At 44.1% G+C, this 15,155-nt stretch carries 20 protein-coding genes; all 20 read right to left on the minus strand.

The genetic code is table 11. The features are described 5' to 3' along the window. Positions 1-149: 149 nt before the first annotated feature. A complete protein-coding gene (gene pyrF / locus F894_RS09670; protein WP_004645455.1) occupies positions 150-830 on the minus strand; it encodes an orotidine-5'-phosphate decarboxylase in 681 nt (226 codons plus the stop codon). 36 nt (positions 831-866) lie between these two features. After that, entirely contained in the window at positions 867-1,226 is a 360-nt protein-coding gene (locus F894_RS09675) for a lipopolysaccharide assembly protein LapA domain-containing protein (protein WP_004278852.1), read from the minus strand. 24 nt (positions 1,227-1,250) lie between these two features. Then, positions 1,251-1,556 carry an integration host factor subunit beta gene (locus tag F894_RS09680; protein ID WP_004278853.1) on the minus strand — a complete coding sequence of 102 codons (306 nt, stop codon included), beginning with the start codon at positions 1,554-1,556 and terminating at the stop codon, positions 1,251-1,253. A 163-nt stretch (positions 1,557-1,719) separates the two neighbouring features. Beyond that, positions 1,720-3,396: a 30S ribosomal protein S1 gene (gene rpsA / locus F894_RS09685; RefSeq protein WP_004278854.1), complete on the minus strand. Its 1,677-nt coding sequence runs from the start codon at positions 3,394-3,396 to the stop codon at positions 1,720-1,722. A gap of 110 nt (positions 3,397-3,506) precedes the next feature. Further along, positions 3,507-4,190 (minus strand): (d)CMP kinase, encoded by a 684-nt coding sequence (cmk, locus tag F894_RS09690; RefSeq protein WP_004278855.1) that lies wholly within the window; start codon positions 4,188-4,190, stop codon positions 3,507-3,509. Positions 4,191-4,207: 17 nt separating this feature from the next. Further along, complete coding sequence (locus F894_RS09695) at positions 4,208-4,639, minus strand: SRPBCC family protein (RefSeq protein WP_005247314.1); 432 nt, start codon at positions 4,637-4,639, stop codon at positions 4,208-4,210. A 60-nt stretch (positions 4,640-4,699) separates the two neighbouring features. Then, positions 4,700-5,215, minus strand: coding sequence for a tRNA adenosine(34) deaminase TadA (tadA, locus tag F894_RS09700; RefSeq protein WP_005106574.1), 516 nt, complete (start codon positions 5,213-5,215; stop codon positions 4,700-4,702). Positions 5,216-5,221: 6 nt separating this feature from the next. Next, the gene (locus F894_RS09705; RefSeq protein WP_005247315.1) at positions 5,222-6,343 is read right to left on the minus strand and encodes an enoyl-CoA hydratase/isomerase family protein; all 1,122 of its coding nucleotides are present in this window, start codon (positions 6,341-6,343) and stop codon (positions 5,222-5,224) included. Continuing rightward, positions 6,340-7,053 carry a uracil-DNA glycosylase gene (gene ung / locus F894_RS09710; protein ID WP_005247316.1) on the minus strand — a complete coding sequence of 238 codons (714 nt, stop codon included), beginning with the start codon at positions 7,051-7,053 and terminating at the stop codon, positions 6,340-6,342. Before ung ends, F894_RS09705 begins: the two co-directional genes overlap by 4 nt. A 46-nt stretch (positions 7,054-7,099) precedes the next feature. After that, positions 7,100-7,696 carry a 6-pyruvoyl trahydropterin synthase family protein gene (locus F894_RS09715; RefSeq protein ID WP_005247318.1) on the minus strand — a complete coding sequence of 199 codons (597 nt, stop codon included), beginning with the start codon at positions 7,694-7,696 and terminating at the stop codon, positions 7,100-7,102. A gap of 152 nt (positions 7,697-7,848) precedes the next feature. Next, positions 7,849-8,820 carry a type II secretion system minor pseudopilin GspK gene (gene gspK / locus F894_RS09720; protein WP_005247319.1) on the minus strand — a complete coding sequence of 324 codons (972 nt, stop codon included), beginning with the start codon at positions 8,818-8,820 and terminating at the stop codon, positions 7,849-7,851. Between the two features lie 6 nt (positions 8,821-8,826). Then, complete coding sequence (gene gspJ, locus F894_RS09725; protein WP_005247320.1) at positions 8,827-9,468, minus strand: type II secretion system minor pseudopilin GspJ; 642 nt, start codon at positions 9,466-9,468, stop codon at positions 8,827-8,829. Further along, entirely contained in the window at positions 9,465-10,016 is a 552-nt protein-coding gene (gspI, locus tag F894_RS09730) for a type II secretion system minor pseudopilin GspI (RefSeq protein ID WP_416201978.1), read from the minus strand. Before gspI ends, gspJ begins: the two co-directional genes overlap by 4 nt. Beyond that, positions 10,006-10,557: a type II secretion system protein gene (locus F894_RS09735; protein ID WP_005106567.1), complete on the minus strand. Its 552-nt coding sequence runs from the start codon at positions 10,555-10,557 to the stop codon at positions 10,006-10,008. Before F894_RS09735 ends, gspI begins: the two co-directional genes overlap by 11 nt. A gap of 9 nt (positions 10,558-10,566) precedes the next feature. After that, on the minus strand, positions 10,567-11,181 hold the full coding sequence (locus F894_RS09740; protein WP_004278873.1) for a TetR/AcrR family transcriptional regulator: 615 nt from the start codon (positions 11,179-11,181) through the stop codon (positions 10,567-10,569). Positions 11,182-11,222: 41 nt separating this feature from the next. Beyond that, positions 11,223-11,996, minus strand: coding sequence for a TatD family hydrolase (locus F894_RS09745; protein ID WP_004278875.1), 774 nt, complete (start codon positions 11,994-11,996; stop codon positions 11,223-11,225). Between the two features lie 27 nt (positions 11,997-12,023). After that, positions 12,024-12,365, minus strand: a complete 342-nt coding sequence (locus tag F894_RS09750; RefSeq protein ID WP_004278877.1) for a PilZ domain-containing protein — start codon at positions 12,363-12,365, stop codon at positions 12,024-12,026. A gap of 15 nt (positions 12,366-12,380) precedes the next feature. After that, positions 12,381-13,361, minus strand: coding sequence for a DNA polymerase III, delta' subunit (locus tag F894_RS09755; RefSeq protein WP_005247322.1), 981 nt, complete (start codon positions 13,359-13,361; stop codon positions 12,381-12,383). 14 nt (positions 13,362-13,375) lie between these two features. Further along, positions 13,376-14,137, minus strand: coding sequence for a 3-deoxy-manno-octulosonate cytidylyltransferase (gene kdsB, locus F894_RS09760; RefSeq protein ID WP_005106564.1), 762 nt, complete (start codon positions 14,135-14,137; stop codon positions 13,376-13,378). Positions 14,138-14,149: 12 nt separating this feature from the next. Next, a complete protein-coding gene (lpxK, locus tag F894_RS09765; protein WP_005247323.1) occupies positions 14,150-15,154 on the minus strand; it encodes a tetraacyldisaccharide 4'-kinase in 1,005 nt (334 codons plus the stop codon). Position 15,155: the final 1 nt, after the last annotated feature.

Genomic DNA, 15,155 nt, shown 5'->3' on the forward strand with positions numbered 1-15,155 from the left:
CCTGTTGAATATTTTGAATCACGTCATTCTGTACTTTTTCTAATTGTGGTTCAGATGAAGTCATCATTTTTCCTTTTTATTTTATAACCATTTTTTCAATATATAAAAAAAGCCTTTCGACTGAAAGGCTTTTTGTCATTCAAACCGTATTAAAGCGTTGCCAAAATATCTTTCAAAGTCTGACGCATATTTTTAGACTGGGTAATCGGGCGACCAATTACCAGATGTGTTGAGCCATCTAGCATTGCCTGTTTCGGTGTCACAATACGTTTCTGGTCATCTGCATTCGACCCTTCTGGACGAATGCCGGGTGTCACTAATGCAAAGTCTTTTCCAATCGTTTCACGTAACATTTTCGCTTCTTGAGCTGAGCAAACCACCCCATCTAGACCACTGTCTTTTGTCAGTTGTGCCAGACGTTTTACATGCTCATTTGGCTCAATATCCAGACCAATATCTTTCAAGTCTTCACGGCCCATTGACGTCAATACAGTCACTGCAATCAACTGAGTTTTATAATTACCCGCTTGCAAACGCTCTACACAGGTTTCCATCATCTTGCGGCCACCTGAGGCATGCACATTGACCATCCACACACCCAAATCTGCTGCCGCGCATACTGCCTGTGCTGTTGTATTTGGAATATCATGAAATTTCAGATCCAGAAATACATCAAAGCCTTTATCTTGAAGTGCTTTGACAATAATTGGACCTTCATGGGTAAATAACTCTTTACCAACTTTAAGTCGACACAAGGCAGGATCTAACTGTTCTGCAATGGCTAAGGCATCAAATTGGCTTTTGGCATCTAGTGCGACGATGATACTCAAGAGATTACCCCTTCATATAGGCAAAAAATAAGCCCATTATAATGGGCTTTGATTTTCATTGGTAATATCTAATACAGTTTTTTCATGCCGGGTATGGGCTGCTGCTTCAGCAGCCATTAACTTGGCTGTATTCAACTGTTCCTTACGTAGATGTTCAATGTCTTTACGCAGTCGTTTAATTTCCCAATTCGTCTGAAAAACCCGGAAGATCTGAACGCCCAATAACAGGCCCAAAACGACACCTAAAGATAATGTGAGGAGAAGTAATAATCCCAGGCGCATTGCGGGAACTTGAGTAAATAACAAGTCCACTGACAATTCAGTACCGTTTTGCAAAACTAAAGCTAATGAATAACCAAACAGTACCAATAAAAGAATGACCAGAACGTAACGCATGAACACCCCGCAAAATATTTACAATTATTTTTGTGCAGACTCGTTCACAGCGTCACGAAGTGCCTTGCCTGGTTTAAAGTGCGGAACTGCTTTTGCAGCCACTTCTACTGATTTACCAGTTTTAGGGTTACGACCTACGCGCGGTTCACGGTGATGCAATGCAAAACTACCAAATCCACGAATCTCGATACGATTGTCAGTTGATAATGCTTCTATCATTTGATCAATCATAATTTTAACTGCTTCTTCCACTAAAGGCTCAGCCAAATGCGGATTTTTTAACGCAATACGCTCTATTAAGTCAGACTTATTAAGTGCTTCAGTAGTCATCTGCGACCTCTTTAATTATCAAGCTACTTGGGATCTATTTCCCGATAATAACCTGTTTAAATACAAAACGGTAGCGCAATAATTAAATACTACGCTACCGTTTACAGTATTTGTATAAAAAGTATTAGTTAACTTACATTAACAATACAATTCAAACGCTTACTTAGTTGCCCATTTGAGCTTTGATCAGGTCACCAATCGTCTTAGGACCATTGTCTTGACCAGCAGGAGCTGTTTTCAAGTTAGCAACTGCTTCTTTCTCTTCAGCTTCGTCTTTCGCTTTGATAGACAAGTTGATTGCGCGAGATTTACGATCTACGTTGATGATCTTCGCTTCAACTTCTTGACCAACTTCAAGGAACTTAGTTGCATCTTCAACGCGGTCGCGGTTGATTTCAGATGCTTTCAGAGTCGCTTCAACTTCGTCAGCTAACTTAACAGTCGCGCCTTTAGCATCAACTGCAGTTACAGTACCTTTAACCAACGCACCGCGTTCGTTAGCAGCAAGGAAGTCATTGAACGGATCGTTGTTCATTTGCTTGATGCCAAGGCTGATACGGTTGCCTTCAGCGTCTACAGAAAGGATAACCGCTTCAACAGTGTCGCCTTTCTTATAACGACGAATCGCTTCTTCGCCTTGTTCGTTCCAAGAAATATCAGACAAGTGAACTAGACCGTCGATACCGCCTGGTAAACCGATGAAGATACCGAAGTCAGTGATAGATTTGATCGTACCAGAAACTTTTTCGCCTTTGTCGTGGTCTTTAGCAAACTCTTCCCACGGGTTAGCACGAGTTTGTTTGATACCAAGAGAAATACGACGACGTTCTTCATCAACTTCAAGAACCATAACATCAACTTCGTCACCAATCTGAACAACTTTAGATGGGTGGATGTTTTTGTTCGTGTGATCCATTTCTGAAACGTGTACTAAACCTTCAACGCCTTCAGCGATTTCAGCGAAACAACCGTAATCAGTCAGGTTAGTTACGCGCGCTTTAACGATTGAACCTTTAGGGTAACGGTTCATGATCGCTAACCATGGATCTTCGCCAAGTTGTTTAAGACCTAGAGAAACACGGTTACGTTCGCGGTCGAATTTAAGTACTTTAACAGTAACTTCTTGACCCACTTCAACAACTTCTGAAGGGTGCTTGATGCGTTTCCAAGCCATGTCAGTGATATGAAGAAGACCATCAATACCGCCAAGGTCAACGAATGCGCCGTAGTCAGTAAGATTTTTGATCGTACCAGTAACTGTTTGACCTTCTTCAAGCTGAGCAAGAAGAGCTTCACGGTCAGCTGAAGATTCAGCTTCCATAACAGCACGACGTGAAACAACAACGTTGTTACGTTTAGCGTCAAGTTTGATTACTTTGAATTCTAACTCTTTGCCTTCTAGGTGAGTAGTATCACGAATAGGACGAGTATCAACTAAAGAACCTGGAAGGAACGCACGTACTGGACCGATGTCAACAGTGAAACCACCTTTAACTTTACCAGAGATAACACCAGTAACGATTTCGCCGTCTTCAAAGATTTTTTCAAGTTTAGTCCAAGTTTCTGCGCGTTTAGCTTTTTCGCGAGAAAGAACTGTTTGACCCATACCGTTGTCAAGTGCTTCAACAACTACGTCTACAGTGTCGCCAACTTGAACTTCAAGTTCGCGCTGTTCATTTAAGAACTCAGCACGGTCAACAACGCCTTCAGATTTAAGGCCAGTGTCAACAGTTACCCAATCAGAGTCAATGCTTACTACAACGCCCTGGATAACTGCACCCTTTTCAACGTTGAGGTTTAATTCGCTTGCTTCAAAGAGGGCTGCAAAAGATTCGGTCATGATATTTCCGATAAAGTCAGCGGTCTTGGATCAGACAAGGCCGGTTTAATTAAGCATCTACATAGTCCATATAAAACTGATCAAGCTATGCGTTTGCTGATAAAATTGGGTTAATTTGCTAACTGCTGATCCACATAAGTGGTCATCAGCTGGAATACTTCATCGATATTCAAATCTGAACTATCAATAATGTAAGCATCATCCGCAGGCTTGAGTGGAGCGACAGCGCGTTCCGTATCTCGTTTATCGCGAGCGATGATATTAGCTAAAATGTCGCTTATTTTAACATCCAGCCCCATGCCCTGCAACTGCTTTACACGTCTTTGCGCGCGTGATTCAGCCGAGGCCGTCAAATATATTTTTGCCTGAGCATTCGGGAAGATACTTGTCGCCATATCACGTCCGTCTGCTACCAGACCAGGCGCCTGTGCAAAGGCATGCTGACGTGAAACCATCGCTGTTCTAAGCTCAGGAATTGCTGCAACTTTTGAAGCAAACTCTCCTACCCGTTCAGTTCGAATAGTTTGGGACACATCTTCACCATCCAGCCACACCTGCACCCCGGTGTCGGTACTGACAAACTGGATATCTAAATTTGTTGCGATTTGTACGCATTCTGGCAATTTCGTGTCTAGCGAATCCAGCAAATCATGGTGATGCAATGACAAACCCAAAAGGCGGTATAAAGCACCAGAATCCAATAAGTGAAACTGATAATGTGCAGCCAGTTTCGCTGCTAACGTGCCCTTGCCAGACCCACTTGGACCATCAATGGTAATAATTTGAACTGTCATTGCTTTCCCGTTGTTGTTTAAACAGATTTTGCGAGTTTTGTCAGGCCTAGTTTAATCGCTGCCTGTAACTGTGCAAGGATTAATTTACTCACAAAAGGCGCACGTGCCTGCAATTCAATCGTATAAGTTACTAACGTTTTGTCATCAGCCAGTGCTTCAAATTCAATAATGCCTAAATGATGCTTGATCAATGGATTTTTAATAATCTGATATTCGATGCGATTATTTGGCTCGAACAAGGTAATTTGTTCTTTCAGCGGCTTCACTGGCCCCATACCCATTGCACGTACTGAACCGAGTCCATCAGGATATTCAGCATCCGCAGAATCCTTGATTCGTTCGACCTGCATCGGTGCGAAGGCAATATTATAGGTGGCATGCTTGGACATCAAATTGAAGACATCATCAAGGGCTGCTGGGAATTCTTTTTTTACTTGGATGCTGTTCATTATTGTTCCTGAAGATTGCAGATATTTGAAAGTGGGAAAATTTTAGCGGATAAAGTAAATTTACTTCTGCGTATTTAATAACTTTTCTTGTAACTTGAATTGTCGTTTCTGCTCGCGACGCAACTTAAAAAATGCACTGAGCTGTTCAGAGCATTGCTGCTGCATGCAGCCTGCCTGGAAAGAAAATACGTGATTATAATAACCGGTTTCAAACAGTTGACGCGCACTCACCAGTGAACCTGCTTTCGCTTCAAATGCGCCAAATACTACCCGTGAAACCCGTGAATGCACCAGCGCACCAACACACATGGTGCACGGCTCTAAAGTCACATAAAGCACTGCATCATCAGGTAAACGATAATTCTGGATGTTTTGACAGGCATCACGTAGTGCAACAATTTCAGCATGCGCAGTCGGATCATTCAACGAGATGGGCGCATTAAATCCCTGACCAATGATCTGATTCTGACTGACGATAATTGCCCCGACGGGGATTTCTCCCTGTGCAGCAGCAAGTGCAGCCTGCTCGTAAGCACGCTGCATCCAGTATTCATCTGTAAATTGTGTTTCGGACATTGAGGCTTAAATCACACCATAATGCTTGAGCAGCTCATTCCAGCTTTCAATAGTCGTAACTGGAGGATTTCCAGACAGGATACCTTTTAAGCTCATATCTACACCTTTTTTCCACTCAGGACTAAGGTCTTTATCGACCAGACGCGCTCGCACTCCCTCGACAAAATCATGATGACGGATTTTCCAGTCAGAAATTTGAACTTCCAGCTCGAAAACTTCATTCCAGGAATGTACCTGCTTACCCCATTGCCATAATAGCCAGGTCAAGGCTGCGGTAGTCGGCGAACCTTTTTTCAGGTTTTCACTGGCCTGACGCAACCAGTCACTACGCGCATCACTCAGGCCAATAATCGACTCATAATCATGCTCAAAGTTGATACCACGGCAAACACTATGAATCACATCCAAGGAGTTTTGCAGCGGTCCTGGGCCGACTGGACGGTGCATACTATTCAGGGTATCATCAATGGCACGAAAGTCACCTGCAGGATAATGCTCCCAGTCGATATTAATGACTTTATCCAAAACTGAATCACGCTGTGCATCACAAATATGCGTTGCCCAGCCAATCCCATAAGCGCCCGCAGCGGTCATGATCGAACCGGTCAAGCCAGTAAATAGACCAATCGCACCACGATCTGCTAAGAAGCGGGTTGCACCCACGTCTGGATACAAACCGATATTAATTTCAGGCATCGCCAAACGCGAATACGGCGTCACTAAACGGAAAGGCGCTGCCATAAACAGGCCCAAGCCACCACCCATCACATAACCTTCACCCCAGACTAAAACGGGTTTGGCATAATTATGCAATAACAGATCGAGTGCATATTCTTGTTCAAAAAACTTATTGGCAGCCGCCACTTCATCATTAATCACTAACTGACGCAGTTTACGCACATCCCCACCCGCACAGAACGCTTTCGGTGTGGTTGAATCGAGCCAGATGGCTTTTACGCTGTCATCATGATGAAAGTCCTGAAATACTTCCAAGAGTGCGGAAGCGATCGACTCATCCAGCGCATGCAAAGATTTCGGGCGATTTAAACGAACGATACGCCAACCATTGTGCGCTTCTTCAACAATCAAATCCGGATGATAATGTTTAGTAAGGGGAGAATATTTCATGCGTCCAGCTGCCAATCTATAGGCTCAATGCCATGTTGTTTGAGGTAGTTATTCGATTTTGAAAATACTTTACAACCAAAAAAACCACCACGGTTTGCGGCCAAAGGCGATGGATGTGCTGCCTTTAACACGAGATGCTTGTCTTGATTAATGCGCTGTCCTTTACGCTGTGCGTATGCGCCCCAAAGAATAAAGACAATATGTTCACGCTGTTCATTTAATACATCAATGACGTGATCGGTAAATTCTTCCCAACCACGCTTTTGATGCGAAGTCGGCTGACCTGCTTCGACGGTCAGTACTGCATTTAACAGAAGTACACCCTGCTCTGCCCAATGCGTCAAGTCACCATGCTTCGGTCTTTCAACCCCGACATCAGCATGTAACTCATGAAAAATATTACGCAAAGATGGTGGTAATGCAACCCCCTTTTGCACGGAAAAGCTTAATCCATGCGCCTGATTTGGGCCATGATAAGGATCTTGCCCTAAAATCACCACTTTTACCCGATCTAGCGGTGTGGTATTCAAAGCATTAAAAATCAGATGATTGGGAGGATAAATGATTTTATCTGCTTTTTTTTCTTCAACGAGAAATGCTTTTAATTCATCCATTTTCGGACTGAGCAAAAATTCACTCAATCCATATTTCCAGCTTTCATCCAGCTGAACTTTATTCAGCTTGGCCAGTTGCTGTTCATTTAAAGACATTCTTCAATCCTAAATCTATGTCAATGGATTTAAAGTCACGCAGACTTTAAATCTGTACCTGTAAATCTACTGTAGGGTTATGAAATGGTGTGCCCTGTTTGAGCTTGGCAAACATGTCCGGATCTGTCCATTCAGCTTGCACTTGTTCAGAGAACTCAAGTTGCTCCAGACTCAAAATTCCCATCTGTTCATTTTGAATATCTTCTAAAAAGCTTTGTGCATAGCCGGTATCGGTTTCATGCACAATCACAGAATAGACTTCGACATCGCCTTCACCATTTTGTGTCACCGTCGATGCCAGCACCTGCTGTGCCAGAAAGAAGAAAATACGAGAAAACTGTTCTGCTGATGGCGATACCGGCAAAGACACCCAGCGCGCACTAAAATCCTTGCAGGCCTGAATATATTCCGGATCGTCATTTTGCCAGAAGCAGATAGCATGATCGAAAGAATCAAAGAAATCCTTAATCACACTTTTAAGCAGACCAAAGTCATAGACCATTTGACCATGATCTAGCTTCGAGGCTTTTAGCAATAACTCGACTTTATAACTATGGCCATGGATCGAACGCTTACAGCGATCTGACGTGCAGTTACGCACAATATGAGCATTCTCAAACTTAAATAACTTACGAATTAACATATGCCGTAATGTCGTCAAAAAATAGGTGAATTAATTTTGATTATAAAGCAAAAGTAAAGCTTTGAGGATTAATTTTGCTGTTTAGCATGATAGGAAAAAGGCATCAGCCCGGCATTTTCGCTTATACAGCCTGTACAATTCATGAGCTAAAATTAAAATGGTGCCATGCTACGGTAGGCCACATAAACCTGTTTGTCCTGACGGACTAGATCACTGCTAAATTGGCGCTTGCGCTCACTTAAAACCACTTCAATCCGAGCTTTAAAATAATTGGATTGCACCCCGAGCTGACTATTTAACAGATTGCGCTTGCCCGCCTCCACTTGGGCGAAAGGCTCAAGTGACCATAGCTCAGAAACATTAGAGAAGTGCTCCAGATTGGCCTGTCGCTGATCCAGCAATTGCTGCACGGCATTTACGTCCAGTTTTTCATCCATACTGGCCAAAAGAAAAGCTGAAGCTGTATTGATATTCACTGGACTCTCCTGCAGCGGCGCTGCAGTTAAATAAGGTTCAACCAGCTTGTATTTATTCTCTTCAAAACCGCGTACCAGCTTTAACTCTTCGATACTATGAAATTTGGCATTCGGTGGCAAAGCAGCATTGGGTATACCCTGATAATAATTTGACTCAGCGCCCATAGCCCCACTGGTCAACTCATCCTGATCCTGCCAGTCAATGACTGCTTCACTGAGCTGTTCCGGCAAACCGGCACATTTTAGAATCAGCTCGAACCATGCCTTGGCATTTTCATTCACCGTACCTTCGGCGGTGATCAGGCTATTTAAATTAAACTTTCCCGATTCATCCTGCACAATTCCGGAGACATAACCGTCATCTACCGGAAAAGCCGGCATGGGTTGCGCCCAGGTTTCCTGCAGATGGTCGACCTCTGCAGCATTTTCAGCATCATCGACCAGCAATTCAGAAAAAAAGGCCTCAGCACTTTTTGCATACATTAAGGACTGGTTTTGTCGCATCAAATAGGCAGTGCTTTCAGCAGTTGCAGCTTGACGTTGCGCAATCGTAGCCGCCAGAATAGTCGCTAGCGCTACCATCACCAGAATGGTAATCAGTGCAATGCCCTGCTGCTGTTTGATCATGATCGCTTTATTCATTTTCATTTCTTATTATTCTGAGCTGGGTTGACCGGTGTTCTGAGTATCAAGCAAAAAGTCCGTATTTAATAAACTGAACATCCATTCATAACTGACGCCATTCACGGTTAAATTGATTTTAATCCCTTTAGGCAAACGCTGTTTATGCTCTAACTGATTCAGATCAGTAGAAGTATCCGGCCATTGCGTGAGTTCATTCGGATTGAGTACGACGATCTGGAATTGTTCCACTTCCGACAATAAAACACTGGATTCGGGCTGATCTTGACCTGTCTGATTTAGATTCCGGTATTTCAAGCGATAAAGTTTCTGCTCATCGGCTCGGTACTGATATTCAATGCGTTCATCTGGGGAAATCCCTTCTTCTAAAGGATCAGTTACCCCGGTTTTACTAAAGTTAAAACGTCCGTTCTGCAGCACCAGAGCCGGTTGAATATCGCCATTGATGTTGGCCGTTAAGGGTACTGCCTGTACGGTATCTCGCAGAATCTGCTGATAGGTTTGCTGTAACTGACCTAAACGCTGTTCATGAATCACATTCTGATCTTTCGTTTTGACAATATAATCAAAAACTTTCCAACCCAAAGCAGACAGCACTGCAAAGATCGCAATTGCGACCAATAATTCAACCAGAGTAAATCCTTTAGACTTCATGGAGTATTGTTCATACGATGATTAAAGAACATCAGGCTGCTGATACCAGATTCCACCTGACCACTGTCCTGATTAACCAGACTCACCTGCAGCTCGATTCGCTGAACATTCGGACTGACCGTCGGTTCACTGCGTTTATCGATCTGCCAGGTTTCACCTTGCTGGGTCAGCTGTTTGGAAGCCGTCCCTTCCATCCATTCCTGATTGATTTCCATTTGCGCCACTTCATTTAAGGCAACAAACTGTGCTTTGGTACGTAGAATGGCATTCGAGGTCGACTGGGTATATTGCATTGCGACTTTGGTCAGGGTCATAGCTGCGGTTGCAAAAATTGCCAAGGCCACCATGACTTCCAACAAAGTAAAACCTGAGGCACGATTAAGTCGAGTAACACTCGACCTGAGCGACATTGTCGCGCAAGAAAGTCCGATAGCAGCGCAAGACGAAGTCCTATGCTTGCAGCACACATGATCAAATCCATGAACACTCGCCTTAAACAACTTGATTACACCAGACCCAGCGCTCTGCTTGAAATATCTAGATTTCATTGATTTTACCCAGATGATCAATCTCAATCGCAGCACCCACTTCACGGTCTTCTAAAAAGAACTGAATCCGCACCGGTTTGACTTCACCATTGCCGAGCCAGATTAATTGAGGTGAATTTGCCTGAGTCAGGTCACGATTTTGTGCCCTGGCATAACGCTGCTGTTCCAGTGCCTGAATTTGAAAGGAAATATGATCAGGCAAACTACGCAATTTAAAATCTGCATAATTTTGCCATTTCTCATTTTGCAGGTTCGGTTCAGTCTGCGCTGCCGAACGATATTCTATAATTCCATAGCGAAATGGCGTGACATCTGTCGCTGATTGAACGTCAAGCGCGAGTATTCTGGATTGGTCATTAGCCTCGCGTAGCACCCGTTGCAAGTCCACCAATAAAATTTCCCGTGCCTGCATCGCTTTGCGCTGATCGACACCACTGGTATTCAGCAGCACTAGTGAAGCCATAATTCCCATAATCACAATCACCACCATCAATTCGATTAAGGTAAAGCCACGAACTGCACTGTGAGGTGATCTGATCATAGGACAACCTTAGACAAACTGGTCGGCAGAATGCACCTGCTTGGGCAAAGCCAGCGCCTGATCGATATAGGCCACACGCAAGGTATCGCGTGAACCCAAGTAACGCTGATAGAAACTGGAATTGAGAATTGCGGCTGCACCATGGGTCAGCGACCAGATCGACGCTAGATAATCGCGTACCGACATGCGGCTGTTGATCGATGCCAGATAAGTTTCTGTCATACGGATAATCAGGCGTAAGCGCTGTTTGCGCACCTGATAAAGTTCGCTAAACAGGTGCTGGATTCCAACCCCAGTCGTCGACAGGCGTTCTTCAATTTGATGAAACAGCACAGTACGTTCAGGATGATGCAAATGATGCAGCATAAAGAAGGCCAGATGTTCAGGAAAGGCTTTATCGCTATCCTGAATCATTTCCAGCAACATGCGCTCATTTCGGATAATCAGCAGCATGTATAGTTCATCTTTACTCTGGAAATGTTTATAAAGTGTCCCTTTGGCCAGATCAAGCTCGGCGGCAAGCGCATCAAGCGTCATTCCTGCTTCACCATTTTCTAACAGGAGTTGCTCTGCTACTTGAAAAATCAAGGTTTCTCTTGCTCGAAACTGAGCTTGACGATCCATCTTCACCCTATAAACTCTCTTTGTACTTTATATAACTTTATTTACTTTAAATTCAGAAGATTTTCAAAGTTCTGCTTTGTGATATAAGCCATTTCTTCCAGTGACTTATCATATACATCGCAAAGCGCTTTGGCTACATAAGGAACGTATTTAGGCTCATTAGATTTGCCACGATACGGCATTGGCGCAAGATAAGGACTATCGGTTTCAATCAGCACACGATCCAGCGGAACCTGTTTGGCGACATCACGCAGATCCTGCGCATTTTTAAATGAAACAATTCCGGAAAATGACACATAATAGCCGCAATCCAGTACCGCTTTAGCGGTTTCCCAGTCCTCGGTAAAACAGTGCAGAATGCCATGCGTAGATTTTTCCGCGCGAATAATATCGACGGTATCATGCTTGGCGGAACGGGTATGAACGACTACAGGTTTTTTGGTGATTTGTGACGCATGGATATGCCGGGCGAAACAGGCTTTTTGCTCTGCAATAAAATCGGTACTGTGGTAATAGTCCAGACCTGTTTCACCGAGCGCCCAGACTTTCTCCGGTTGTGCCAGCTCGACCAGATATTCAGTCGTGGCACGCGCCATGGTTGCAGCATCTTCGCAAGGATGTACGCCAACGGTATAGCCGACATCTGCATGACGCGCGGCAATTTTGGCCAGCTCGATATGATCATCCAGATCGACCGAGATACTCATGAATTTGGAAACACCGGCTTCACGAGCCTGAGCCAATGCTTGGTCCAGATCACCATGATATGGTGTCAAATCAAGCAGGGTTAAATGACAATGAGTATCTACAAACACGATGCGTTCCTACCAAGGGTAAATTAACTACATAGTGTAACTTTTACGTCCTTCAGATTTAAGACCCGCAACCAGACGATCTGCTTCATTTTTGAAATAAACGCCTTTTTCACCGCTTAACTGGATGCCAAAGCCTTGGGGCTTGATGCCATTCTGCTTTTGCGAGACCCAGATGACTTTACCAGTTAAAGGAATTTTCTGGGTCTGGTCAGGCAAAGTTGTCAATACAAAAACTTCTTCGCCCAGTTTGACCGGCTGCTTGGAAGGAATAAAAAGCCCACCACCCACAACATAAGGCATATAGCTGGCAAACAGTGTTTCGATGTCAGGAATATTGGCCTGAATAATACCGCCCATACGTGGTTGCATGTGATTTCCCCTTAATTAAAGATTCATCAGCTTGATAAACAATTCATCAATAACCAGATTGCTTTGGACATTCTGTTCAAGGAATTGTTTAGCGCGCTGAAAATCTTCATAAATTTTAAAAAGTGCTTCTAATGAATATTGTTCGGCAAGTACATTGAATTCAAGATCAATGTTTTTCACCGTCTGATTTAGCTTGACACAAATTAAATCGGACAACAAGTATTCAAACATTTGAGCAAAGTCACCAAAATTCAGGTTTTTATTCCATTTGGTCGCAATTGCCATCAGCATATTTTTTTGCATGACCAGTTTTTGCCAGTCTTGCAGGAATTCCTGACGTAGTGGCAGCCAGGCACTTTGTGCAACCTCTAGTGCCTGTAACGGCATCTGATTGGACAGGTTCATCAATAACTGTTGTTGGCTAGCACCTGCATCTGGGAGCTGATTCTGGACATAATCGCTAAATTGTTCTGCGGAAATCCGGTCCAAAGCAAAATGCTGCAAACGACTGCGTATAGTCGCGGGCAATTTTAAATAATGATTCGCCAGTAAAATAATGACCGTATTATCACCGGGTTCTTCCAGTGTTTTGAGTAAGGCATTGGCAGAGGCAATATTCAAGGCTTCTGCCGGCTCAATCACAATCACGCGCCAGCCATCTACAGTCTGTTGCACAAAAGGCAGCAGATCGCGAATCTTCTCGATCTTGATTTTGGCATTCTGTTTTTTATTGTCGTCATCGGTACTGATATGCACATAGTTGGGATGGGTGTCTGCCTTTAACCATTGACAGCTACTGCATTCACCACATGGCCCGGCAGGCTGACGATTCAGGCATAACACCCAAGCCAGAAACTGTTGGGTAAACGCTTCTTTACCACAGCCTTTTTTTCCATAAAACAATAAACCATGTCCAAGCTTGGGAAAGCGCCCGGTCAGGGTTTCCCAAACCTGTTGCTGCCATGGATAGATATGTGCATTGACATCAAAAGGCATGTATTTGACTCTTCTTAGGCAAAATGGGAAAGATCCATCTGATTCAGGCGATCCAGATCTTCCTGAGTATCTACCCCTGGCGGCAAATTGGCTTCAGCCACCGCAATGGCAATACGGTGTCCATTTTCCAGTACCCGTAACTGTTCTAGAGATTCCAGTTTCTCCAGCACACCCATTTCCCAGGTCACATATTCTTGCAACAGTTTTACCCGATAGGCATATAGACCTAAATGACGATAGGCCTGATCATGCAGCTTCGGTTCAGCGAGTTTCGCGCCATCACGGTCATAAGGAATGGTAGCACGGCTAAAATACAGTGCCTGCTGCTGTTTTGACATTACGACTTTTACAATGCTGTCGCGTTTGAATTCATCCAGTTGATGGATCGGCTCACATAGCGTCGACATGGAAGATTCAGGCTGATCTTCCAAGAGTTGAGCAACCTGTTTTACCAGTTGCGCCGGCAGTAAAGGTTCATCCCCCTGTACATTGACAATGATGTCATCACTGGCCCAGCCTTTAGTTCGAGCCACTTCACTCAAGCGGTCTGTGCCTGAAGGATGATCCGCTGAGGTAATCACCACATCAATGCCTTCAGCACGGCAAACGGCTGCAATACGCTCATCATCAGTTGCCACACACAGATCGTCAAAACCTTGCACTTTTTTGGCTTGGTCCACTACCCGCAGAATCATGGGACGACCATGAATTTCCAGCAAAGGTTTACCCGGTAAACGTGAACTGGCGAAACGTGCAGGAATAACAATGTGTTTCATAATGAATGAGCCTTAAGAAATTTGAATACCGTATTGTTGTAACTGTTGCTGCAAGACTGTATAGCAGGCTGGCGATAGGACTGCATCGACTGGCACCACCCAGATATCCTGTTTAAAATCTGGATATTGTTTAAGTAGCGCCATAATTTTTATTGCGTCTTTTTCAGTGGTAATAATCGGATTGTTATCATCGAACTGTAAATCTTCAATGTCATAGTCATGATGGTCTGGAAACTCATGACACTGAAATTGTTCTATGCCTAAATTTTGCAAGGTCTGATAAAACCGCTGTGGAAAGCCAATGCCGACTACCGCATAAAAAGCCGCTTGAGGATCAAAGATTTTATTGTTGTCCTGATTAAGCAAATAAGGCTGTGATGCAGCCAGATGCATATGCAGTTCAGAGCTTGGGTTAGCCGAATGCTCAATTACGGTTCCCGTTTTCAAACGGGTCACTGGTTCACGTAGATAACCTTCTGGAAGCAGTTTCTGATTACCCAGACCGCGATTATTATCCAGCACAATCCACTCAATCTGGCGATTCAAGGCCCAATGCTGCAGGCCATCATCACAGATAATCAGATCCAGTTCATGTTTGTGCAGCAATAACTCGATACTTTTCTGCCGGTTGGGACCAACTGCCATCGGCACACCTGTTGCCTGCACAATCAAGGCAGGCTCATCTCCGACAATCTCCGGCAAGGTATTAAAGTCGACATAGGCAGGAAATGGACCTTGGCCGCCATAGCCTCGACTGATCACGCCTACCCGAACATTTTTCTCGATTAAATAATCCACCAGATGAATCAGCAAAGGTGTTTTACCGCTACCACCGACCGTGATATTGCCAATCACCATAACGGGAATCGGTGCACTATAACTTTTTTTAATGCCTTTTTGATAAAGCCAGTGATTGCTGACAAAACCCAGGCGATACAACCATGACAAAGGACGCAGCACCACCAGCCACTTTGCCTGTGCATTCCAAGCCTCCTGAATGATTTGTGCCAGTGCCATA

Source organism: Acinetobacter sp. CIP 51.11, assembly GCF_000369665.1.
In the GTDB taxonomy this organism is placed as follows: domain Bacteria; phylum Pseudomonadota; class Gammaproteobacteria; order Pseudomonadales; family Moraxellaceae; genus Acinetobacter; species Acinetobacter lwoffii_S.